15 protein-coding genes and 2 pseudogenes are annotated in these 23,865 nt (G+C 45.5%); 6 read left to right on the forward strand and 11 right to left on the reverse strand.

Going from position 1 to position 23,865, the window contains the following annotated elements:
- Positions 1 to 33: 33 nt before the first annotated feature.
- From NBH15_RS09370 to NBH15_RS09395, 6 genes are all read left to right on the forward strand, one after another.
- Positions 34 to 486, forward strand: a complete 453-nt coding sequence (locus tag NBH15_RS09370) for an ATP synthase subunit C-like protein (protein ID WP_005644070.1) — start codon at positions 34 to 36, stop codon at positions 484 to 486.
- A gap of 147 nt (positions 487 to 633) precedes the next feature.
- The gene (locus NBH15_RS09375) at positions 634 to 1,644 is read left to right on the forward strand and encodes a PDDEXK nuclease domain-containing protein (RefSeq protein WP_250822539.1); all 1,011 of its coding nucleotides are present in this window, start codon (positions 634 to 636) and stop codon (positions 1,642 to 1,644) included.
- A gap of 11 nt (positions 1,645 to 1,655) precedes the next feature.
- Positions 1,656 to 4,103 (forward strand): S9 family peptidase, encoded by a 2,448-nt coding sequence (locus NBH15_RS09380; protein ID WP_250822540.1) that lies wholly within the window; start codon positions 1,656 to 1,658, stop codon positions 4,101 to 4,103.
- Between the two features lie 251 nt (positions 4,104 to 4,354).
- Positions 4,355 to 4,720 (forward strand): BlaI/MecI/CopY family transcriptional regulator, encoded by a 366-nt coding sequence (locus tag NBH15_RS09385; RefSeq protein WP_044246236.1) that lies wholly within the window; start codon positions 4,355 to 4,357, stop codon positions 4,718 to 4,720.
- 5 nt (positions 4,721 to 4,725) lie between these two features.
- Positions 4,726 to 6,396, forward strand: coding sequence for a M56 family metallopeptidase (locus tag NBH15_RS09390; RefSeq protein WP_250822541.1), 1,671 nt, complete (start codon positions 4,726 to 4,728; stop codon positions 6,394 to 6,396).
- Position 6,397: 1 nt separating this feature from the next.
- Positions 6,398 to 7,660, forward strand: coding sequence for a DUF4934 domain-containing protein (locus NBH15_RS09395; protein WP_250822542.1), 1,263 nt, complete (start codon positions 6,398 to 6,400; stop codon positions 7,658 to 7,660).
- A gap of 128 nt (positions 7,661 to 7,788) precedes the next feature.
- On the opposite strand, the gene NBH15_RS09400 is transcribed toward NBH15_RS09395, so the two are convergent.
- From NBH15_RS09400 to NBH15_RS09450, 11 genes and pseudogenes are all read right to left on the reverse strand, one after another.
- Entirely contained in the window at positions 7,789 to 10,305 is a 2,517-nt protein-coding gene (locus NBH15_RS09400) for a beta-N-acetylglucosaminidase domain-containing protein (protein WP_250822543.1), read from the reverse strand.
- A gap of 121 nt (positions 10,306 to 10,426) precedes the next feature.
- Positions 10,427 to 12,184: a DUF3857 domain-containing protein gene (locus NBH15_RS09405; protein WP_128135063.1), complete on the reverse strand. Its 1,758-nt coding sequence runs from the start codon at positions 12,182 to 12,184 to the stop codon at positions 10,427 to 10,429.
- Positions 12,185 to 12,190: 6 nt separating this feature from the next.
- Complete coding sequence (locus NBH15_RS09410; RefSeq protein WP_250822544.1) at positions 12,191 to 14,155, reverse strand: DUF3857 domain-containing protein; 1,965 nt, start codon at positions 14,153 to 14,155, stop codon at positions 12,191 to 12,193.
- A 24-nt stretch (positions 14,156 to 14,179) separates the two neighbouring features.
- Positions 14,180 to 15,328 carry an AMP-binding protein gene (locus tag NBH15_RS09415; protein ID WP_250822574.1) on the reverse strand — a complete coding sequence of 383 codons (1,149 nt, stop codon included), beginning with the start codon at positions 15,326 to 15,328 and terminating at the stop codon, positions 14,180 to 14,182.
- A 51-nt stretch (positions 15,329 to 15,379) separates the two neighbouring features.
- Positions 15,380 to 16,402: pseudogene (locus tag NBH15_RS09420) on the reverse strand (o-succinylbenzoate synthase); the annotation flags it as partial.
- A gap of 8 nt (positions 16,403 to 16,410) precedes the next feature.
- Positions 16,411 to 17,235: a 1,4-dihydroxy-2-naphthoyl-CoA synthase gene (gene menB / locus NBH15_RS09425; RefSeq protein WP_007656343.1), complete on the reverse strand. Its 825-nt coding sequence runs from the start codon at positions 17,233 to 17,235 to the stop codon at positions 16,411 to 16,413.
- 26 nt (positions 17,236 to 17,261) lie between these two features.
- Positions 17,262 to 18,929, reverse strand: a complete 1,668-nt coding sequence (gene menD / locus NBH15_RS09430; protein ID WP_250822545.1) for a 2-succinyl-5-enolpyruvyl-6-hydroxy-3-cyclohexene-1-carboxylic-acid synthase — start codon at positions 18,927 to 18,929, stop codon at positions 17,262 to 17,264.
- A gap of 65 nt (positions 18,930 to 18,994) precedes the next feature.
- On the reverse strand, positions 18,995 to 20,089 hold the full coding sequence (locus NBH15_RS09435) for an isochorismate synthase (protein ID WP_250822546.1): 1,095 nt from the start codon (positions 20,087 to 20,089) through the stop codon (positions 18,995 to 18,997).
- On the reverse strand, positions 20,086 to 21,318 hold the full coding sequence (locus NBH15_RS09440; protein ID WP_128135067.1) for a Cof-type HAD-IIB family hydrolase: 1,233 nt from the start codon (positions 21,316 to 21,318) through the stop codon (positions 20,086 to 20,088). Before NBH15_RS09440 ends, NBH15_RS09435 begins: the two co-directional genes overlap by 4 nt.
- Before the next feature lie 98 nt (positions 21,319 to 21,416).
- Positions 21,417 to 21,789 (reverse strand): annotated as a pseudogene (locus NBH15_RS09445) (HAD hydrolase family protein); the annotation flags it as partial.
- A 64-nt stretch (positions 21,790 to 21,853) separates the two neighbouring features.
- On the reverse strand, positions 21,854 to 23,797 hold the full coding sequence (locus tag NBH15_RS09450; protein ID WP_250822547.1) for an AAA domain-containing protein: 1,944 nt from the start codon (positions 23,795 to 23,797) through the stop codon (positions 21,854 to 21,856).
- Between the last annotated feature and the right edge of the window lie 68 nt (positions 23,798 to 23,865).

Genomic DNA, 23,865 nt, shown 5'->3' on the forward strand with positions numbered 1-23,865 from the left:
AACAAAAGAATAATTAAACAAACAAATTTCATTATGGAACCAATTTTATTAGCTTATCTGGGTATTGCGTTGATGACAGGTTTAACCTTTATCGGCAGTAGTTATGGTGTAACAATCTGCGGTAACGCAGTAGTAGGAGCAATGAAGAAGAACCCGGATGCACTGGGTACTTATATCGCATTAAGTGCGTTGCCTTCTTCACAGGGTTTGTACGGATTCGTAGGTTATTTCATGATGCAGAAATTCCTGGTTGACAGCATTACAATGTTGAATGCGACAGCTATCTTCGGTGCAGGTCTGGTATTAGGTTTTGCAGGTTTGTTCTCTTCTATCCGTCAGGCAGAAGTTTGTGCAAACGGTATCGCCGGTGTAGGTGCTGGTCACAACGTATTCGGTGCAACAATGGTTATGGCCGTATTCCCTGAGTTGTATGCAATCCTTGCTTTGCTGGTTGTTATCCTGATCGGCGGAACTCTTCCGGTATAATCATTTAGTATTTAATCATAAATAGTCCTCTGTGATTATCAGTATTGCTGATAATTGCAGAGGATTTTTGTTGTTATAAGTTAAGAGTTCGGTATATTTGCATACATTTGTGTGGATTGAATCAAAACAATATAATCGGAAGAATTCATGAAGAATATAAATATAACATTAAGGAGTGAGTTTTTATCTGAAATAAAAGATATTATCAGTCAATCCAGAAATAATGCGATACGAAGTGTCGATTATTGCCGGGTACAAATGTATTGGTCTATAGGTAAACGGATCCTGGAAGAAGAACAACAAGGTAAAGAACGAGCTGATTATGGAACATATCTTTTAAAGAATTTATCAAAAGAGTTGATTCCGGAATATGGAAGCGGTTTTTCGGTCCGACAACTGGAACTTTGTCGCCAATTTTATCGTGAGTATCCAAATGCGAATACATTGTGTTCGCATTTGAATTGGTCTCAATATAAATTGCTTATATCTATATCCGATATTGACAAAAGACTTTATTATCAATTAGAGTCGGTCAATAACGGATGGACAAAACGTGAATTGGAGCGCCAGATAAACTCCGGACTTTATGAACGTCTTTTATTAAGTAATGATAAAGAGGCTGTATTAGCTGTTGCACGCAAAGAGCGAATGCCTGAATCTCCGATGGAAATAATAAAAGATCCAATGGTTTTGGAGTTTTGGGGATTAAAACGGGAAGCGGCTTATTATGAAAAAGATTTGGAAAGTGCATTAATCACGAATTTGCAGTTTTTTTTGCTTGAGTTAGGGAATGGTTTTTCGTTTGTCGCACGACAGAAACGGATTCTTTTAGAGGATGATGAATTCTTTCTTGATCTTGTTTTTTACAATCGATTATTACGATGTTTTGTAGTAATAGAGCTGAAAACAAGAAAGATTACACATGAAGATCTAGGTCAGTTGCAAATGTATGTTAATTATTATGACCGTGAAGAAAAGCTTCCGGACGAGAATCCGACAATTGGTATATTATTATGTGCTGATAAAAATGATACTGTGGTGAAATATTCTTTACCCAAAGATAATACGACTGTTTTAGCTAGCAAATACCAACTATATTTGCCTTCTGAAAAGCAATTACTGAATGAATTAAAACGAGAAATAAATAATGCTGAATAAAAAATATAAACATGAGAAAACATTTACATCTATTTTTTTTAATGTCAGGACTTCTTCTAGCTCAAGGCATGAAGGCACAAGTCTCTTCGGCAGACGATCCGCTACCGGGTTATACGCAGGCTGAACGTTTTGCGGGTAATAAATTATCGACTATGCTGTTTTCCACTTCGGTGGACCCGCATTGGTTTAAGGCGGGGAACTGCTTCTGGTATGAATATAAAACAGGAAATGGCAATGTCTGGTATGTGGTTGATCCTTCCGCAAAGACGAAACGTCCTTTGTTCGATCAGGATAAGCTCGCGGCCGAATTGACGGAGATCGTTAAGGATCCGTATACGGCTCAACAATTGCCTATTCAGAAATTGGAGACGGGAGAGGACGGACGTACTTTTACTTTCCAAATCACCTCTTCACAAGACGCCAAAAAGGACAGCACGGATAAAGACAAAAAGACGAAAAAGGAGGTATTCTATTTCTCCTATGACTATCCGACACGTAAACTGACCTATCTGGCAGACAAAAAGAAGGATACGGAATATCCAAACTGGGCCTCTATCTCACCGGACGGTAAAACGGTGGTCTATGCCAAAGACCTGAATCTATATCGTATGTCGCGTGAAGATTATGAGAAACTGAAGAAAGATGATAAAGACAGTACGGTCACAGAGATACAACTGACGACAACCGGTGTAAAAGACTTCGGTTTTGGTCAGCCATACAGTCTTCTGAATACAGATACCTTATGTAACGGTAAAAGGAAGAACCCGGGTTATCTGTTATGGTCGCCCGACTCCCGTCATTTTGCAATTTCTATTTCAGATAGCCGCGAGGTGAAAGACCTGTGGGTGATCAATGCTATGGCCACTCCGCGACCGACATTAGAGACTTATAAATACCAGATGCCGGGCGAAAAGGAAGCTCCTGTCAGTCATCTGTATCTGTTTGATATGAGTAACGACTCTTACAAAGAGATCAATACGCAAGCATTCAAAGACCAGACAATACGTATGGCCTACCAGCCCCGCCTGCATAAACAGCGTGATATGAAAGAACTGCCCAGTATTTGGTTGGGTGACAATAACCGCTTCTTCGTTACCCGTTCCAGCCGTGATCTGCATCGCATTGACGTCTGTACTTATACGATCGGTGAAGATTCTATCCGTCCGATTATCGAAGAACGTATGAATACTTATATCGAACTCCGCCCGCTGGCCGCCGTTAATAACGGAAAAGAACTGATCCATTGGAGCGAACGCGACGGTTGGGCGCATCTGTATCTTTATGACGACAAAGGTAATCTGAAGAACCGCATCACATCAGGCCCCTGGCATGTAGACCAGATCGTGAAGGTCGATGAAGCCAAACGCGTTGTCTATTTCCTTGCCAACGGAAGAGAAAAAGGGGAGAATCCGTACTACGAACATCTCTATCGGGCTAACCTTGACGGAAGCGGTTTGCAGATGGTTTCTGCCGGCGATTATTTCCATGATGTCCGTGTAGATGATAACGCCCAATTCATCGTCCATAATTATTCCCGTATCAACACTGTTCCGAAATCGGATCTGTTGGATAACACCGGTCGTAAAGTGATGGAACTGGAAGAAAGCGACTTCTCGCAATTGTTTGCTGCCGGTTACCAGTTCCCGGAACCGTTCAAAGTAAAAGCTGCCGATGGTGTGACGGATCTTTACGGTGTCATGTATAAGCCTTTCAATTTCGATTCGACAGCAGTATATCCTATTATCGACTACGTTTATCCAGGTCCGCAGGTTGAAGCGACACGCTATCCGTTTACCCGTATGAGTGTCCGTACCGACCGTCTGGCACAGGCTGGCTTTATTGTCGTATCAGTCGGTAACCGCGGCGGCCATCCGAGCCGTTCGAAATGGTATCATAACTTCGGATACGGAAATCTGCGTGATTATGGACTGGCTGATCAGAAAGCTGCTATTATCCAGTTGGCGGATAAATATAAGTACATTGATATCCACCGTGTCGGTATTCACGGACACTCGGGTGGTGGTTTTATGTCGACCGCAGCTATCCTGCAATATCCTGATTTCTTCAAGGTGGCCGTATCTTGTGCCGGTAACCATGATAATAAGATTTATAACCGTTGGTGGAGTGAAACGCATCATGGCGTAAAAGAAGTGGTATCTGAAAAAGGCGATACGACATTTACCTATAGTATCAAGAGCAATCCCGAACTGGCCAAACAGTTAAAAGGACATCTGCTGCTGGTTCACGGAGATATCGACAACAACGTCCACCCTGGCAATACGATGCGTGTGGTAGACGGACTAATCCGTGCCAACAAACGTTTCGACTTGCTGCTGCTACCGCAACAGCGTCACGGTTTTGGCGATATGGACGAATATTTTTACTGGCGTATGGTCGATTACTTCTCAGAGCATTTGCTGGGAGATTCGGATAAGTCGGTGGATATTCCGAAACGATAAAAAGCCAAGAGGCTCCTGCATTCGATGCAGGAGCCTCTTTTTGCATAAATAGACATTGTTATTTGGTTCCTCGCGGATGAAATAACAGAAGGGGTTAAGATCTCCGACCATAAAAATGGAACATAGATAGAGAAAAATAATCCATAAAAAAGGAAGAAGAGGAAGAAAAACGACCTCTTTTAGTTTATTAACTAAGTAATTTAGTTTTCAAACTAAAACATTTAGTTACTTTGCCCGAAACAACAGGAATTATGAAACGACTGACTGCAAAAGAAGAAGAGATCATGGGTTATTTCTGGGAGAAAGGCCCTCTTTTTGTAAAACAACTGCTGGAATATTATGAGGAACCTAAACCTCATTTCAATACATTATCGACGATTGTCCGGGGATTGGAGGATAAAGGATTCCTTTCACATAACACTTTCGGCAATACTTATCAGTATTATGCCGCCGTTAGTGAGACAGAGTACAGCAAAGGTACATTGAAGAATGTTATTGCCAAATATTTCAATAACTCTTATCTGGGCGTTGTTTCTTCCCTGATTAAGGAGGAAGATATCTCTGTGGATGAACTTCGGAAGTTGTTGGACGAAGTGGAACAAGGTAATAAAAACTGACAATTATGGGAGACTTCTTTGTTTATATCCTTAAATCGTCTGTCTGTCTGGCAGTTTTTTATCTGTTCTACAGACTGTTGTTAAGTCGTGAAACATTTCACCGCTTTAACAGGATTGCCTTGTTAGGGGTAATCATTCTTTCCGTTGCCATTCCATTTATCCGTATAATGACCGATGAACCGGTTGCTATACAGCGCCCCTTGCAGAATCTGGAATATCTCTTACAGATGGCGCAAATGCAGACAGAGATACAGGTACAGACCTCTCAGTCATTCTGGCTTCCGTTACTGTTTGTAGTTTATCTGGTAGGCTGTGTTTTCTTCTTTGCCCGCGTCCTTTATTCGACAATCCGCATATGCCGGATGATCGGGATGGGAGAGAAGCAGGTGCTTCCCGACGGTAGCAAACTGGTGGTTACGGATGATACTGTATGTCCGTTCAGCTGGATGGGATACATCGTCATTTCGCAAAAAGATATGGATGAAAGCGGCGAAGAGATACTGACGCATGAGATGGCGCATATCCGTGCCCGTCACTCTGTCGATATGCTGATCTGTAGCTTTTGCGTCATTCTTCAATGGTTCAATCCTGCTGTCTGGTTACTAAAACAGGAATTGGAGAATATTCATGAATACGAGGCTGATGAAAGTGTGATCAATCACGGCGTCGATGCGAAGCAATATCAATTATTATTAATAAAAAAAGCTGTTGGTTCACAGCGCTTCACTTCTATGGCCAACAGCTTTAATCACAGTAAACTAAAAAAACGAATTACTATGATGTTAAAACGAAAATCGAATCCGTGGGCGAGATTAAAGTATCTCTATGTACTTCCGCTGACAGCTGTAGCGGTTGTAGCTTTTGCCCGTCCCGAAATCTCTCGTGAACTGGGAAAGATTTCAAGTGCCAAAATTAGCGAAATTGTTCCGCTTAAGGAAGTTATCGAACCTAAAAAAGCTGAACCGGTAGTCGAGATTGTCCCTGCCCCTGTAGAAAAACCTGCCGTAAAAGAGGTTGTGGCATCTGCCCCTCAAGTGGTAAAAGTAATAAAGACGGAAACGAGGGTAAATAAGGACTCTGTTATACAGGAAAAAGAGAAAACGGAAAATCCGCTGGAGGCTATGCAACAACAACTGGATAATTTCTCGAAAGACGCTGAAGATAGGATGAGAAATATCAAACAGAGAGTAGAGATGTCTCGTAACCTGATCCTGATTGATAATGAAGTGGCTACTTATGAGGAGCTGGATAAAGTGAGTCCGGAGAACATTCATAGTTTCAGTATGAGTCCAAAAGATAAGAGTGAAGAAATCCTGGCTAAATATAATGCTTCGGACAAGCAAGGTGTGATCTCAGTCGTTACTAAGGGTGCTATTGCTTCCGGTAAAATAAAAGAGGACGATGTAAAGGTGGTCGGTTATGGTCGGTTGTCTGATCGTCTGCCTGGAGGAATAAATCTTCATATCAGGAACGGACACGTTGGAAAAGAGAAGCCGCTCATTATTATTGACGGAGTGGAGCAGACAAAGGATGATGCTATAGATAAGTTGAATCCCAATATTATTGAATCTATATCTGTGTTGAAGGATGAATCTTCAGTAAAATTATATGGAGAGAGAGGAAAAGACGGTGTGATTCTGATAACAACGAAAAATGCATCCACAAAGAAGATGTGAAATGATGAAGACCTATTTATATCAGGCGGCTTTTGCCGCCTGTCTTTTTCTTGCCGCCTGCAATGAAAGTAAGACAACGGATGGAGAAATAACCGTAATCCCTGTAGGAGCCGCTCTTGACGCTCCTTCCGGATTGAAGGCTTCCGACTGTTTCAAACAAGTATCTTATGTGGCGTTGGAGACGAATGACAGTTGTCTGGTAGGAACAGCTCCCCGTGTACAACTCATTAAGGATAAGATATTGATTTCTACTAATCAGGAGCAATGCTTGATGTTCGATAAGACCGGTAAGTTTATAAAGCAAGTCGGACATATAGGGAATGACCCTGAAGGGTACAGCAGTGTATATTGTTGGGGAAATAATGAGACGGGAGATATCTATTTTTGGGGGTGGAACAATGAATTAGTCTGTTATGACCAGGAAGGATTATTTAAAGAGAAAATTAAAATTCCATTTGAGGCAGAGGGGTATGCGGCTGCATCCTACAACTATTTGACCAATGAAATATTTGTTGGTCATAAAGAAGGAATCCTGGGAGCGAACGGAAGCGCACTTCTCTTTTTTAAGAATAATGAACCAATAACATCGTTTCAGACAATTGCTGCCGATGATAAACCGTTTGATCCGTCTAATATTGCTTCTATATCGGTTGTTAAAAATGAGGAAGGAGTTAAACTGTTCGGTCCGACGGCGTATTCTGGGGTAGTTATCGTTAATTATAAAGAACCGGAAACCGGAAGTATTTCCTTCCCTGATAATACAAGTCTATGGCGGCAGAATGAAAATCTTTACTTCAAGGAAGCCTACAATGATACGATCTATCAGGTGAAAGATACTACCATTGTTCCTTCAAGCATCATTGATTTAGGAAAGTACCATTGGGAATACTCCGACCGTTATATGAAGAATAAGGACAATGCTGCACTGATAACACAGATACTGGATAGCAAAGACCGGATGATCATTCGTTTTATTACGAAGCTGTTTCATGGAGTTGTTTTGCATGATGCTGTTGTTGCCAAATCGACCGGAGAAGTTAAGGTCGGTTTATATGCTGACGGGATGAAAGATGACCTAACGAACTTTCTGCCATTACAGCCTATGACAGTTTCTCCTGTCGGAGAATATGCTGGTTTAATCCCAGCTGCCGACGTGGTTGAATGGTTCGACGAACATAAGGACAGCAAAGAACTCCCGCAGCAGGTAAAAGATCTGAAACAGATAGGAGAAGAGGATAACCCGATTGTGGTGATAATGAAATAAAAAAGAATGTTCTCAAATAAAACAGGTGACGCCGATTCCTATATCAGCGTCACCTGTAATGTGTTAATATGTTGTCGGTTAAATGAAGGAATAACGAAGCGGCGCTATTCCCGGAAGAGATTTATGATTTACTCTCTGACAATCTGGTGAATTTGTACCGGAGTTTTACCTGCCGGAGTGATTATCAGCGTTTGCATATCATCAAATGAAATTTTGTTCAGCTTCACATAGCCAACATAGCCACAATACAGCATGTTGTCTTCGCCGTCACTGTTGACACCGGAGATGGAAACCATACTATCGTTATTGCCGGACAAGAAGAATTCGATATACTTGTCTACACCGTTACATTTCACTTCAACCTTTTCACCCGGTTTCAGCGTTTTATAAGTACTCAGATTGAGATCGTACATCATCAATTCTTCGTTGATTTCTGGAACTTCCTTTGTCTTTACGGAAAAAGTGGCAACCTTCACTTCCATCTGTTTGCCGGAATTGTTGCGCATCCGGACAAAATGAGCGTTCAGAGGAATTGTATTAATGGTGAACTTTGTCCGGTCGGCAGGAATATCAGAAAGGATAGTCCATGTCTTACCGTCTTCCGACCATTCGAATACACGTCCGTCCACATTACTTTGAGGTAAGTTGAACGTGAAAGATTCGGCGTCCTTTTGTATTTCCCATCCGAGGCCGAGATACTGGTTAGGTTCGACTTTTACCACTTCAAGCATGGGGACATAGGCTATCAGATTCTCATCTTCCGACCAGGGTTGATTCTTCAGCTGATCTATATTAGTAATGGTAGAAGCTGTGCTAACTCTGATTTCGTTGGAAGGTGTATCGGCTGTCGAAAGCAGGTTACGGCTGGTCTGTCTGTATAAACCTTCAATAAGCGGCATCAGGACTCTTGAACCTACTTTTACACCTTTCTGATACGGATTCTGGTTGAAAGTACGATTAACCAGTTTCATACTGTCCATAACGGCAGATACTTCAAGGAAACGTTGCCAGGTGTTCTGGCGGTCTTTTTCATACCAGGCGTGAGCCATACGCAGAGCATTGGAACCGCATCTTCCGAGTAACTCGAACTGCATAAGCCAGGGATTGATTTCTTTAATCAGTGCTTTATTGTCTCCCTGATTGTATATCAATTCGGGAGCAGCCTGTATCTGTGCGAATAAGGCACCCAGTTGGTTTGCATCTCTTTCTCTGAACTGTCCGTTGCGGTAACCGGTAAGGAATTTGTCGGCCTGTGCCTGGTAGCGGGTAGATTCCTCCCGGCGATATAAATGACCGTTAGGTCCTGGGTCGCTATTATTCTCACAGAATGTCTTGAAGGCAATGGCTGCTTTGGGAACTAAATATTCGCAAGCCTTTTCCCAAGCCAGTTGCGGGTTGTAACTGTGTATATTCCAGCTATACATGGCAACACCGAACAAGGCGACTTTGGAGGCTTCTGCGCGTTCCATCGGGTTGGCAACGAAACCGGACATCGCATTGGATGCCTGAGTATCCAGACCATAAGCGGGTCCCATCAAAAGGTGGTCACGGCAGTAGTCACTTACCGGGAAGTTCCACCAGATATAGGCGGGACGGCGGATACGCTTGTTGACCCATTCAAGACCTTCCAGGGTAATATCGTCTACAACACGATTCCCGGTCCACATGATATGGACAGCCGGGTGAAGTTGTTCGCCCAGGATATCGAGATAATCGGTCCGTGCCCATGAACGGTTGTATTCGGTCGGACACATGATTAATGGCTGTATGTCGCTTTTCTTTTCAATAAATTCTTTCTGGATGAAGTTCATCAGGCCAGCTTGTTTGGCTGCGTTTGTTCCTTCACCGGAAATGTCGTCAAAGAAGACAGCGAAAGCACGTACACCGAGGTCGTACATTTGTTCGAACTTGGTGATCACGTTATTACTGTCGGTTGCATTCCATTTGATATCCTGTCCCGGATGGATTGCCCAGACGAAGTCTACCTTGTTGCGGGCAGCTTCGGTTGTCAGTTCTTTAATCTGCTTTGCCTGGTCGGCAGGATAGGGTTCACGCCAGCTGGCACTGTGGAAAGGATCGTCTTTCGGACCATAGATGTAAGTATTCATCTTAAACTGGCCGTAGAAACGAAGCTGGCTGATACGGTCGTCATGGCTCCAGGGAGTACCGTAGAAGCCTTCGACAGTTCCCCGATGGAGTACGTCAGGATAGTCGGTAATCGTACATAACGGAAGTGTGCGTTTGCCTGCTTCATTGTAGCCGACCAGTTGTTTGAGTGTTTGGGCGGCATAGAATAATGAACGGTCGTCCACAATCTCGATAGTGATTTTCTTCTTTGAAATATCCAGGATGTAAGCACCGGAGCGTTCCATTTCGGGGGTTCTGACTTTCAGTTTTTTGACTTCCAGCGGCAATGACTTGCCCGATTGGACGAAAGGCAATGCTTCTTTCAGTATTTTTACTGCGTCAGCGTCCGGATTGCTGATACCCTGTAATGTATATCCATGAGACGGCACAGATTGCTGGTTGGATATAACAATTTGTTGTGGTTGGGGATATAACTCGAGAGATAAGCTTTGCGCGTAAGTAAATCCCGGAATACAACATAATAATAGTGTCAGGAGTAGATTTGATAGTATTTGCATAGATCAATGGTTTAAGATATTAATATTTGACTGTAAAGTTATTATTATTCAACAAAAAAACAAGGATGGAACAGTAGAATTATCTCGTTCCATCCTTGTTTAAATTACTGATTGTATTCGCTTAGTTAATTGACAATAACAATGTTTTGCCGGACTGATTTCCCCATTCGGTCAACAGGGCGCGCAAGTTACCGAATTCAGCGGGAGTATAGAGCTGTTTGTTCAGTTGCAAAGAGCGTTCTACCTCTGCGTTGTTTCCGTTTTGTTTAACGGAGATGACTACCTTGCCGGCAGCGTTTTCAATTGTTTTAATTGCTTCCGGAGTAGCTAGTTTCATCCCTTCCGGTACTTGAACGGTATAGGAATACTGTTCGTTTGCTTTGCAGGGCAACAGCAGGTTTTCCTTACGGCTACTGTTCATATTGCAGTAGTAACTATGTGCCAGGCTGACCGGGGCATCGGGCAGTGAAACCATAACATATCCGTTGTTCGCTTTTAAAGGTTGGGATGCAGTGTAGGAGATTGTCGTTCCGTTGCCGGTCTTCGATTCTTTAGCTTCCTTGTCGGCACCGGCATAGGTCGACAGATAAGCTCCGTAATAGGGCAGGTAAGCGTTGCCGATAGTTGCATCTACTTTTGCATCTGCTTTTTCCGGAGAGACGGAGAGGGTAACCTTATAAGTGAGGTCGGTAGACGGGGTGCTGATTGTTACAGGCGTACCTGCTTTGGTCAGGCTGATGACCGGTGTCAGATTATTCGAACCCGCAGCTGCCATTTTATTGGATGATGGAGACATGATATACTGTTTACCGTCTGCATTGGCAATAACGACCAGTTCTTTTATTGCACTCAGCCCGCAACTGGCCGGTTCGGCATTCACACTGTAGGATGCTGCCGTTTCGGCTTTGATGCCTGCTGCATTTAACAGGCCGTTCAGCAGGTTTGTCTTTTCTGCTTCGGTTCCGTAGGCGGAATAGATTACATCGCTTGCCGAACGGATTTTATATCCTGCATCCGGCAGAGAAAGTCGACTGTAACCCAGGTTTTCCGTTACGTGTTTCAGGATGGCCTGTAGCTTTTCCGTATCGTTCTTTTTACCTTCTGTCAGGTTTTCGGCAATGGCAGTCAACTGGACGTCGTTGGCGGGAGTGAACTGCGCATACAATGCTTTCAATGCGTCTCCGTTCGATGCATAAGTGGTTGCAGTCAGGAAAGGAACGTCGCCATTGGCAGCCGAAACGAACGGGTCGCGGGAAGATGCCGGCAGGTTCTGCAATTTCCAGGTAACGGTTTTCATGCCGTTGGCTGTTGTGACGGCCGGCTTGGCATTGTTATACTGCAAAGTGTAGGATAACGGTTTGCTTTCCGGCGCAGACAGGCTGATGGTATATTCTTTTACCGGAGAGGTCTGTAATAGCTCGTTATAAATATCCAGCTCCGGCAGATACCCCGGTTTGGAAGTCAGCGTATAATCCAGATAGATGGTTGCTCCCAGTTCCAGACCGGTATGGACAACGACCATTTCTTTCAGATGGTTGTAAGCCGGAGCATCGGCTGCTGTCCGGGGAAGTACTTCCACAAAGGCATTGTCGGGCGTTTTGACAATGTTGCCGTCTTTCTGTCTGGTATAAGAGGAATTGATTTTCAGTTCCTGGTATTGCGGATTGTAAACGATGAAACTTTCCCCGTAAGTACCGTTCATGGCCGTATGTGTGAAAAGTGTAAGTTCCATGCTGTAACGGAACTCCTGGCTTCCGTCTGCATTCAATGTATATGCTTTCGACAGCTTCTTATATTCAGCTTCCGGGCCGGCAAATGCGGATGCTGTAATAGCCAGCAGGCAGAGAAGCAGTGCCAGTTTATGTAGTATATTAGTCATTGTCTTTTATTTTTTAATAATTAAATAATCACCGAAACCTTTGTGTGCATTAACGGCAGAACGGAAACCGTCCCAGTCGGCTGCTTCATATACACGTTTCTTTAGAGTCAGCTTCTGGTGAAGCGTTATTTTATCGCCGTCCTGTCTCAATGAGCCTTCGAAGTCGGCGGCATCGCTTTGCTTGCTTTCGTTTTTGGCCTCATTCAACAAGGTGTATCCTTTCGGAAGCTGGATGGTTTCGTCCAGTTCCACCAGACGTGAACAGCCATCCTTGAAACCATACTGGCGTTCGGGCAGGTCGGTATTGATGCGCAGGTAACTTTTTACCTGGTTGTACAGGTTGTTCATTACCATCGGTTTAAAGACCAGTTCCTCTTTACCCGGGATAGCATATTCCGGTATTTCATAGCGGAAAGTGATTTTGATGGGAGCTGCCTGATAGTCTTTCGGGTCTTTTCCATAATCCACGCTAATCAGACGGGCTTTCGGGGATACGTTCAGCAACTGGCTTTCAAGCATGTTCTTCCATTGTGACTGCCAGCCACGGGTAAACATGCCGCGGATATTACTGTCCGATTGTCCTTCGGCCGTGATGGTGAATTGTCCGGTCAGTGTGCCTTTGGCATCCAGTTTATTGTTTGCTTTGATACGTACATAATGGTTTTCCGGAGCGGAAACGGGAGTCAGGCAAAGGTCGGAACCTTCGGGAACTCCCGGCAGGTAGTTCTGTTGTTGTTCGGCGCTGCTCCATAGCTCGCGGCAGAAAGGAACCCAGGTAGGATCGAGCGGCATATATGTACCGCTGGATAACTTAACGACAGCTACACAGTGGTTGAAATGGTCGGCCGGAATACTTTCCACACGACTGCCTGCCATTGTCATAGCGGGATAGGCTTCGAAACCTGCCATACGGAGGAAGGATATCAGCGTTCCGGCAATATCTTTACAGACGCCGCAACGATCGGTATAATTCATCTTGGTATTGTGAAGGGTATAACCTTCGCCTTTGCCCATCGAGATGCCGGAGTAACGGATATTGTCGGCAACCCAGTGGGTGAGGACGGCTATCTTTTCCATTTCTGTTTTCTTCCCTTTGATAAGCTCGTCTACCTTTTTCTGTGCTTCCGGCAGTGGAGCAAAACTTCCGTAATCTTCGTTAACCTTATTGAACCATAATGATTTATCCTGCCATTTTGGAGTGGATGACATCATCAGTTTCGGAGCGGCATCGAACAGGTCGACCATGTTAGGTTCACGTTTGGCCGGCATCACGTTGTTAGTGGAGAAGGTATAGGCTTTCCTGCCATCTTCATAGCGCATGGAAGAGGTGCAGTTGCCCTGATAGAACTGGAACTGCATTTCTTTCTCCATCGGAATGGATACTTTATATACTTTACGCACGGTTGGTTCCGTCACCCAGAAAGGAACGATGTCATAGAATTGTCCGCGCATGGGAGGGATGAAGCGGGATTCGTCATCGCCGCCGTCGGCCAGCAGGGCATAGGTGAAACCTTTCTTGTCGATTTCGTATTCGATGATATCTCCCGGATTCAGCTGGCCTACTTCAAGCATAATCTGGCGGGCGCCCCAATAGATGGCGCGAGCCGGAGCCGCATAGTCGCAGGCTTGTGTAACGTCCAGGTTGATTACATCACCGTTGGCACGATAGACGGTCGCTCTTTTGAATTGTGCGAAAGCCGTCAGCGGGTCGTAATCATATTTGATGATACGGTTACTCACTGCTCCCCGGGGAGTCTGAATCTTGATCGTCTTGCAGACAGAAAATGAACCGGAACCGGTCGGTTGTACGGTTACGGACGTGCTGTCCAGCAGATTGACGCAATCATATCCGGCATAGACTTCCGGCTTCTGAAGCGTCGGGTCCGGTGCGAACCGGCAACTTTCCCCACTCTGTCCGTAGGCGGACGAAAGGGTTAGGAATGATAATACGGTAAGTGCAAAATACCTCATAAGTATAGTGTTTTTAAATGATAATCAGATTAGCTTTGCCGCCAATAAACGACAGGCTTTCCGGTCTGTTTTACCACTGCCGGTGAGTGGGATGGCATCGACCTGCCGGATATATTTAGGCTGTTGGTATTTAGGCAGAAGAGAGGCTATTCTACCAGAAAGGCCTTCAATGTCTGCCGTCTTTTCCACCAGTAGCACAATGGCTTCTCCTAATCCGGGATGTGGAATAGCCGTTATCGCAAAGGTAGCAGAAATTATTGAACGTAGTGCCTCTTCCACTGATTCGATTTGTACTTTTATACCTCCGGTATTAATGATGTTGTCTTTCCTTCCCAGAATGGAGAAAGTACCGTCCGGATGCAACTGTGCGATGTCGTTTGTCATTAATGTTTCGTCGCAAACCAGCGGTGCGTTGATAATGAGTGTATCCTCAGACGATAAAGACAATAGTACGGAAGGGAAAGGGGTGTAGGCAGAAGAAGCCTCGGGGCCGTTCAGTCTGCGCAATGCGATATGAGAAAGTGTTTCCGTCATGCCATAGGTCGAATAGACGATATTGGGTAATGTCCTGACCTCTGCTTCCAGTTCTTTATTTATAGCGCCTCCCCCTATGATTAGTATATCTGTCCGGCATAGGCGTTCTTTTTCCTCCGGTACTTGAAGCGTGTTATATACCTGTAACGGTATCATAGCTGCAAAGCGAAGCGGAGTCTCTACATCTGCCAACGGATGACTGGAAGGCGTGCGCAGAATGAGAGTCAATCCGGCAACTAAGGCCCGTACGACCACCATCTTGCCGGCAATATATTGCAATGGCATACACAACAGTGCATTATCTCCTTTTTGCAGATGAAGGAAAGAGCAGGTAAGGATAGCACTTTGCATCATCTGTTCTTTGCGGACAGTGAACTCTTTAGGAGTTCCGGTAGAGCCGGAAGTATGGACGGTGATAGAGGGGGAGTCTTTGAACCAGTCGGCCAGGAATTTGTATAAATCCCGACGTATCTCCGGTGCATCGGGGGATAATTCCGTTATTAATTGCTGTATATTTTCTGCTGTACAAACCGTTCTGTCCTCTAACTGTAACTGTTGTTTATTACAATCTGTAAGTAACTGTTTCCCCTCTCGAGAGGGGATAAGGGGTGTGTTATCATTTCGTTCTGGAACAGGCATTAACACACCCCCTGCCCCCTCTCGAGAGGGGAATGAGTTACTCTTCGGATCATACCAGAGACAATCTTGGCGAATGGAGAGCGGCATCTCCACATTGTCCGTAAATAAAGCCCCTGTTCCCAGCCCTTGCGGTAAAGGATTATTGAATGTTGCACACCATTGTGCAATGGCATTCAATCCGATATTCGATTCCAATGTAGAAGTAATCCACCAGCCTATCTTTTGTTGTTCAGCTTCGTCGATCCATTCCTGTCCGCCACTTATTCCGCCGTGTAAAGACGGTTTCAGTATGATATACTGCGGACGGATAACTGATAAGAGTTCCTTTTTCCTTTCTATTGTATTGATGCCGATTAGTTCTTCATCCAAAGCAATAGGCAAAGGTGTTTCGGAAGTGAGTCGTGCCATTTCCTCCCATTGCCCGGCGCGGATAGGCTGTTCGATGGAATGCAGGTCCAGTACGGCAAGCCGTTGTAACTTGTTCAGGGCATCGTCAGGGGAGAAGGCTCCGTTTGCATCTACCCGTAATTCTATTTCTTTAGCAGAGAAATGAGCACGTATATGTTTTAATAGGGCCAGTTCCTCTTCAAAATTAATTGCCCCAATCTTCAACTTAATACAGCGAAAGCCTGATTGCATTTTGACCTCGATTTGTTCCAGCATCTTTTTATAGTCGCCCATCCAGATCAGGCCATTGATTGGGATGCCTGCTTTACCTCGTGAAAAGTCTGTATCCCAAAGTGCAAAATTACCTGTTTGGAAATGGCGGAAAGCCGTTTCCAGTCCGAATAAGATGGAGGGATAGGCACGAAGAGCTTCGGTATCGGGCATTCCGTTCTGTTCCGTTTGGTGACAAATGGTTGCCAGTTTTTTTTCGTAGTCCGGCAGATCGTCACAACTCAGTTTAGGGAGTGGAGCACATTCACCTATCCCGAATCGTCCGGGCATTTCATCGGCGGTAAGAACCAAATACCAGCTCTTACGAATCGTATAAGTCCCCCGTGAAGTCCCTGCCGGTTGCTTGAAGTGTAAAACTTTAGGAATTATCCGGATTCTATAATGTGTTGTTCTCATTATTCTGATTACGGAAATTTGGGATAATCTTCAAAACGCGGGCGGCGTTTTTCGAGGAATGCTTTGCCGCCTTCCTGGGCTTCGTCGGTCATGTAGTAAAGCATGGTGGCGTCGCCTGCCAGCTCCTGGATACCGGCCTGGCCGTCCAGTTCAGCATTCAGTCCCGCTTTGATCATACGCAGGGCAAGCGGACTGTGCATCATCATGGTTTCAGACCATTCCACATATTCATCTTCCAGCTTATCCAGGGGAACGACTTTGTTTACCAACCCCATGTCGAGTGCTTCCTGTGCATTATATTTCCTGCAAAGGAACCATATTTCACGTGCTTTCTTTTGACCGACAATTCGGGCGAGATACGACGAACCGAAACCAGCATCGAAACTACCCACACGAGGACCCGTCTGTCCGAAGATGGCATTTTCAGAAGCGATGGTAAGGTCACAAACGACATGCAAAACGTGACCTCCGCCGATAGCAAAACCGTTGACGGCTGCAATGACAGGCTTTGGCATAGAGCGAATCTGTTTCTGTACGTCGAGTACATTCAAACGGGCAACGCCGTCCTTACCGATATACCCGCCATGACCTTTCACATTCATATCTCCACCGGCACAGAAAGCGGTGTCGCCGGCTCCGGTCAAGACGATGACACAAATATCCGGACGCTCCCGGCAAATGTAAAGCGCATCGCTCATTTCGGTTGTCGTGGTGGGAGTGAAGGCATTACGGTAACGTTCGCGGTTAATAGTGATACGGGCAATCCCATTGTAGAAATCAAACAAGATTTCTTCATATTCTTTTATCTGTTTCCATTCTCTTTGTGTTGACATAAAATCTTTATTTAGAGTATTGTTTATTATAACGTCTTTAAACTATGGTAGTATTCTTTCAGCAGGCGGACGTCTTCATCTTTGTCGGTGAATACCTCCATCAATACGGGTTGATTGATCGGATTCGGATCGGTGAACACTTTCATGGCTTCTTCCAATTCAGCCGTGTCGTGTACACCCTGGTATAGGAATCCCCGTTCGGTAGCCCAGCCCTGTGCCGAAGTTTTATGTGTAGCCGTTACAAAGCGGTGTGTCTTTCCTGACATCGACAAACCGGGCAGTGCCTGGAAGATTTCGCCACCACCGTTATTCAGTAACAGGATGCGCAGGTTACAGCCGAAGTTGCTGTTCCAAAGCGCGTTCATATCATAGAAGAAACTCAGATCGCCGATCACCACAAAATTCAATTTGTCGGATGCTACCGCATAGCCGATAGCGGTGGACAATGAACCTTCTATACCGCTTGTTCCCCGGTTGCAGCAAACTTCAACTTCTTCGGGTAACGTAAACAATTGAGCGTATCGCACCGTCGAACTATTGCCTAAATGCAAGGCTGACGGGGTTGGTAACGATTTGATTAAACAACCGATTGCTGCCATTTCCGAATAAGCAAATTCCGGTTCCGGCAGACTCTTTGTATTGTTTTCCCAGACACGTGGAAATTCTGTCGGCTTATTTTCCAATAGGTAAGCGATCTTTTCAAGAAACTCGAACGGGTCCATTTCTATTACGGTAGTCATTGTACCGTATAAGTCAGCCACTTCACCATCGGCCGATACGTGCCAATGTTCTTTCGGCGGGTTATTACGTAGGAATTTCTTTAAACGTTTGGATACGATGTGTCCGCCGTAGGTAATAACCAGTTCGGGAACCATCTTTTCCTGCGTTTCTTCAGGCAGGGCGTAGATGGCTGCATCGAAGTTTTTGACCGGGATGCCCGGAATGGTCTTGTTGCTTGTATGTTCGGTCAGCCAGGCGAAATGTTTATAAAGTAGCTTGGATATTTTCTTTTCAAAAAGATAAATCAGGCTCATCTGGCCGACGATGATCATTCGTTTATTATAGCTGTTCAACCGTTCGATCAGGGTATTGTATTCCCTGTCGTACACATTCAATCCCTGATAACGAGTGATAACACGCACTTCCGGCAATTCGGGAGTAGTGAACTGGAACAAAGGCTCGGAGATCGGCACATTGATATGAACCGGCCCTTTTCCATGATGATTCAATTCCAACAATGCTTCGTTGACAAGACGGTTGCAATACCATTCATCTTCATCCGTATGAATTTCCGGCAGATTGACCGATTTCTTAACCAGGGAACCGAATACGCCCGGTTGTGGTAAAGTCTGTCCGTCCATTTGGCCTATCCAGGCTCCCGGACGGTCTGCCGATATGACGATAAGAGGAACATGCTGGTAGTAAGCTTCCGCCACAGCCGGATGGATATTCAGCAAAGCCGTACCCGAAGTACAGCAAACGGCGGCCGGTTTTCCTCCGTGCAATGCCAGGCCCATGGCAAAGAATCCGGCACTTCGTTCGTCGGTGACGGAATAGCAGGTGAAGAACGGATGATTCGCCAACGTATGTACGATAGGCGAATTACGGCTTCCCGGACATAATACGATTTTACTTATACTATGCTCCTTGAGCAAGGCCACTAACTGAAGAATGTTTTTCTTATCGGTATACATATATTATATTTATCTTATTCTGCTTACAAAAGTACATATAATATCTAACGCAAAACGCCTGTCTATCATAATAAGGCCCGCATCGTTTGTAGTTTGTCTTCCGTTTCCTGCCATTCGTCGCTTAACTCCGAAGAGGAGAGCAATCCTCCTCCGGCATAGAGTATCTGTGTCTTCTTATTGATATTCATGCAGCGCAGATTTACATACAGGTCGGTTCTGCCTTTTGGGTTTAGCCAGCCTATAAAACCGGAATAGTAACGGCGGTCGTAACCTTCATTTTCCAGAATAAAACGGTAGGCGTCATCTTTGGGCAGTCCGCAAACGGCAGGAGTAGGGTGCAGCAGGTTCAACAGGCTGCCTAGCTTATCGTTACTGTCCAGCCGGAACCTGAAATCACTTTTCAGATGACATAAAGCCCCGGCACGTGCCGAATAGGGACCTTCCATCGTCAATTCGATACCCAGTGAACTTAGCTGGTCGTGGATATAATTGGAGACTAGTTGCTGTTCCCTTTTGTTTTTCTCATCCCAATAAGTCGGCAGTTCCCCGTTCTGTAAAGGCTGTGTTCCTGCCAGCGCAACCGTATGCCATTCGCCCTTTTCTCCCGAAAGGATAATTTCAGGGGTTCCTCCCAGCCAGATGCCCGTTTCCGGTGTATGGCAGAGGTAAACATAAGAACGGATATACTGTTTGCAGGCCTTATAAAAAGCCTTTGCAGGCGAAAAGCCGGATTCCCTGTCGAGTGTCAGACTGCGCGAAAGGACCAGTTTGTCCAGCTGTCTCTCCTGCAAAGGCTTGATAAAGGAATCGAAACAATGTGTATAGTTGTCTTTTGTCTTCCGTTCGGATGGAGATTCTGTTTCATTCGGATGAAACTCCAAATCCATTCGGATGTAATCCAGTTGACTGCTATCCGGTAATTCGCTATAATCGCGCCGAATCAGCACGATCGGACATTCCCGGCTGACCCGGAACGGAACGATGACGAAGCCCTGTTGTTCATTCAGGTCCTCGATATTATATAAAAGACGGGCAGAACCGGAGGCTTGCATCACGAACCGGGGAGTCTCTTCCCCCGGTATACGATAGATAGCAAAACTCCGGCCCTGCCTGATCAATAAGTCAATTGTCTTGTATTTACTTGTTTCTTCTGAAATCATTTCTTTTTTAATATACTATTCACGACACGTATGGATGAAACCAACTTATCGGTGGAGGTAAACACATCTACATTCCATACATGTGAAGAACGTCCCTTATGAATAATCGTCCCGACGGCGCGTACCGTATCGCCTTCGTGAGCCGACGACATGTGACTGCCGCTCACCTGCATTCCGACTACAATCTCGTCCGGCTTAGCCAGTATCATGGAGCCTAATCCCGCTACTGTCTCAGCTAACGCCAAAGTCGCTCCGCCATGCAGTATGCCGAAAGGCTGGCGTGTACGTTCGTCGACTGGCATTGTCGCTTCCACACGGTCTTCGGATGCATAAGTATATTGAATACCCAGGTTACCCATCAGTGCATGTTTAGCTCGTATATTTAGCTGGTCCAAAGGTACCTCCGTTGGTTTGATGGCAGCAAGGATAGCGGTTTCTACGGCTATTGCCACACCATCCTGATCGTTGGTCAGTGTGGTGAAATCCGTACAGACCTTAACCGAATCACGGGCGTTGCCCATCGCTACGCTGGTCCCGGCAAGCTGTAACATGGGGACATCAGCAATTCCATCGCCAATCGCTACGACTTCTTCGGTCGTAATTTTCAGCTTTTCCATCAATACGCCTAATGTGTTTCCTTTGTTGATGAATTGGGGAACCACTTCCAGGTAAAAATCTTCCGAACGGAATACGTCCAATACACCGTCCAGCCGTTTCTTCCAGTGATTTTCCAGTCCGACCAGTTCTTCTTCATTGTCGCTTGCCAGCACACACTTGCAAGGACTGAAGTCGACAGCCTCCGGAAAATTGTCAACACCAATCACACGCATATTGTTTAGCGCAGCTTCTTCCTGCACATGTTTGTTGTCGGGTTTATCTGTCAGGATATAGTCTTTATGATACGTAAAAATGGCAAAATCGTTCTTCTTCGCTTTCTTATCCAAGTAAGGCAGCATCTCCGGGTTGATACGTTTCTCGAAGAGCAGTTCACCCGTTTGTACATTGATGATTTGGCCACCGTTATATGAGAGAATGAAACCACCGTAATGATCCAGTTCCAGAGCCTTTGCGAGCGGCATAACCCCGTTGGTGGGTCTACCGGATGCCAATACAATGTGTATTCCCATTTGCTGAACTTTCAGTAAAGCAGCCTGGGTGCGGGCAGTAATCTCTTTTTCACTATTGAGCAATGTCCCGTCTACGTCTAAAACCAATAATTTGAACTTCATGGCTTGCTGTTTTATTGTTTAACTTCTACAAATCTACATAAAAATCCTGGTTTATAAACGCATCCAATAAAAATAAAGACCATCTCGTTAGTATCTTTTTAACCTATTTCATGTATATTTTGGTGGGTATTACTATTGAGTAAATCATGAATGAAATGTGCAACGCCGTCCTCATCGTTTGTAAATGCAGTGATCTGATCCGCATTTGATTTTACGGGAGGCTGTGCATTTGCCATAGCAACGCCGAGGCCGGCAAATTTAATCATGGAGAGGACGTTCCAATAGGCGTTCCAGCGAAGCGGCTTTGTCGATCCCTTTGGGTACGACTTCTAGGTAAAACGGTTCCGAACGATAGACATTGAGGCGGAGGCCCAGTTCCTGACGCAGTTTTTCTTCCAGCGGAACCAGATCTTCCGGTTCACCGACTATCAGGCATTTGTCGGCCGGGAGCCGTAGGTTGTGAAGGAAATCTTTTTTGCTGTTTGTCAGTGTTCCGTCCAGGTCGAGGACCAGTAGTTTATAGTTCATCTTTATTTTATTTCCGGTGAATAGAATTGTCTGTTTCTGTTGCGGGTTTTAATGGGATCACATGGCCGTTGGCTGTGATGTATTTGTATAATTCCCGATAAAAAGTATGTTTTGTCAATGTGGAGGCATCGCCCAGTATGATCAGTTTCATTCGGGCACGGGTGATGGCAACGTTCATGCGGCGCAGGTCGTTCAGGAAACCTATATTTCCCTGGTCATTGGCTCGTACCAGGCTGATCATGATCACATCGCGCTCCTGGCCCTGGAAACCGTCTACGGTATGAACGGTAATCAGTTTGCGGAAGGGTTTGAAAAAAGAGTTCCGTTTAATCAAGCCACGGATATATTGCACCTGTGATTTGTAGGGAGAGATCAGTCCGAAGTCGATGCTTTCGTCCAGTACGCGTTCTTTACTGATCTTCTCGATATAGGCTTGCAGTTGCTCCACCAGCAGTTCCGCCTCTTTTTTATTGATCCGGCTCTGGCTTTCGGATAATTGATCTTCCTCAAAATCACAATCTGCCGTATCGAACCACACGACAGGTGTGTCGTAGGCGAGGATGCCGCGGTACTTTACTTCCGGCGCAGCCTGCAACTCGTCCTGGTAAAACCAGCGGGACGAGAAACGCATGATATCTTCATGCATCCGGTATTGTACTTTAAGCAGGGAGACAGTCTCAGGTTTGCCGGCTGCCACTTTCTGCATCAAAGTACGGTCCAGTCCGCCGCGGGCAGCTTCTATACATTTAATAGTGGGAGGAAGCTGGTGATGGTCACCAGCCAGAATCACCCTGTCCGCTTTGCTGATGGCAATCCAACAGGCAGCTTCCAGTGCCTGTGCCGCCTCATCGATAAAGAGGGTGGTAAAATTATGGTTAGTCAGCACCCGGTTGGCAGATCCCACCAGTGTACATGCTATGACGCGGGCTTCGCTGAACAGGTCGGCGTCTATCTGCACCTCCAGTTCGGTGGCACGGAAGCGCAGGCGGGAAAGACGGTTACGGGCCGTGTCCTTTTCGCTGTGACTTTTCTTACGGAAAGAGGATTGTATCTCCCGGATTGCTTTGCGGATTCCCCAAAGTTCGGAATAGTCGGGATGCGACTCGAAGCGCCGTTCATACGTAAATGAAAGCATTTTGTCGTTCACCCGCGTCGGGTTGCCGATACGGAGCACGTTGATACCCCGGTCTACCAGCTTCTCCGATATCCAGTCGACTGCCGTATTGCTTTGGGCGCAGACCATTACCTGGTTTTCCCTGTGCAGCGTTTCGTAGATCGCTTCGACCAGTGTCGTTGTTTTCCCGGTTCCGGGAGGACCATGCACGATGGATACTTCTTTAGCCGACAGCACATGGTTGACCGCCTCCTCCTGGGTTGTGTTTAACCACGGGAAACGTACCGGGAACAGGTTTCTCCGGCTGGCCGGTGTCTTCCCCAGCAACACATCACGCAGATGGGCAAGCTGGTTATTTTTTGCTTTCATTACACCTGACAGTGCATTGAACATCGTTTTATAGCTAGTCTCGTCGAAGTAGAGTTGAACGCCCAGTTCACTGTTAACGTTTTGCAGGTCGAATAAAGCGGAAGGTGTCGGAAGGATGACGACCATCCGGTCGTCCTGTACATAGCTGATGATGCCGGAGAAATTCAGATAACGCGGACTGCCGGTTCCGTTTGTCGTAAAGAAACAAACCGGACGTCCGTATTCAAAATTATGTTCGATCTCCTTATCGTCTCTGCGTTCTATTTCAATGACGAGCTGATTGAGCGAATTATAATAACTTTTTCCCGGAATCACAGGATACCAGCAAAGTCCCTGTTGTATTTTCTTGTGAATACCCACCCGTTCGGCTTGTTGCCTGTACGTCTCTTTCTCGTATTCATACTCCATTTGGAGAAGATCATATTGGCGTTGCAGATCTGCGGATGGTGTCTGGAATTGATTGATCATTATTCTTTGTTTAACTGGCCGCAAACTTACATAAAAAAATGGAATTGAATGGGGGTTTTTGCTCTTTC

The sequence above is a fragment of the Parabacteroides caeci genome (assembly GCF_023656795.1).
Classification (GTDB): Bacteria; Bacteroidota; Bacteroidia; order Bacteroidales; family Tannerellaceae; genus Parabacteroides; species Parabacteroides segnis.

Excerpts from the sequence above, each read along its gene's own strand:
- NBH15_RS09370 (WP_005644070.1), top strand. The coding sequence starts at position 34 with ATGGAACCAATTTTATTAGCTTATCTGGGTATTGCGTTGATGACAGGT.
- NBH15_RS09375 (WP_250822539.1), top strand. The coding sequence starts at position 634 with ATGAAGAATATAAATATAACATTAAGGAGTGAGTTTTTATCTGAAATA.
- NBH15_RS09380 (WP_250822540.1), top strand. The coding sequence starts at position 1,656 with ATGAGAAAACATTTACATCTATTTTTTTTAATGTCAGGACTTCTTCTA.
- NBH15_RS09385 (WP_044246236.1), top strand. The coding sequence starts at position 4,355 with ATGAAACGACTGACTGCAAAAGAAGAAGAGATCATGGGTTATTTCTGG.
- NBH15_RS09390 (WP_250822541.1), top strand. The coding sequence starts at position 4,726 with ATGGGAGACTTCTTTGTTTATATCCTTAAATCGTCTGTCTGTCTGGCA.
- NBH15_RS09395 (WP_250822542.1), top strand. The coding sequence starts at position 6,398 with ATGATGAAGACCTATTTATATCAGGCGGCTTTTGCCGCCTGTCTTTTT.
- NBH15_RS09400 (WP_250822543.1), bottom strand. The coding sequence starts at position 10,305 with ATGCAAATACTATCAAATCTACTCCTGACACTATTATTATGTTGTATT.
- NBH15_RS09405 (WP_128135063.1), bottom strand. The coding sequence starts at position 12,184 with ATGACTAATATACTACATAAACTGGCACTGCTTCTCTGCCTGCTGGCT.
- NBH15_RS09410 (WP_250822544.1), bottom strand. The coding sequence starts at position 14,155 with ATGAGGTATTTTGCACTTACCGTATTATCATTCCTAACCCTTTCGTCC.
- NBH15_RS09415 (WP_250822574.1), bottom strand. The coding sequence starts at position 15,328 with ATGCCTGTTCCAGAACGAAATGATAACACACCCCTTATCCCCTCTCGA.
- menB (WP_007656343.1), bottom strand. The coding sequence starts at position 17,235 with ATGTCAACACAAAGAGAATGGAAACAGATAAAAGAATATGAAGAAATC.
- menD (WP_250822545.1), bottom strand. The coding sequence starts at position 18,929 with ATGTATACCGATAAGAAAAACATTCTTCAGTTAGTGGCCTTGCTCAAG.
- NBH15_RS09435 (WP_250822546.1), bottom strand. The coding sequence starts at position 20,089 with ATGATTTCAGAAGAAACAAGTAAATACAAGACAATTGACTTATTGATC.
- NBH15_RS09440 (WP_128135067.1), bottom strand. The coding sequence starts at position 21,318 with ATGAAGTTCAAATTATTGGTTTTAGACGTAGACGGGACATTGCTCAAT.
- NBH15_RS09450 (WP_250822547.1), bottom strand. The coding sequence starts at position 23,797 with ATGATCAATCAATTCCAGACACCATCCGCAGATCTGCAACGCCAATAT.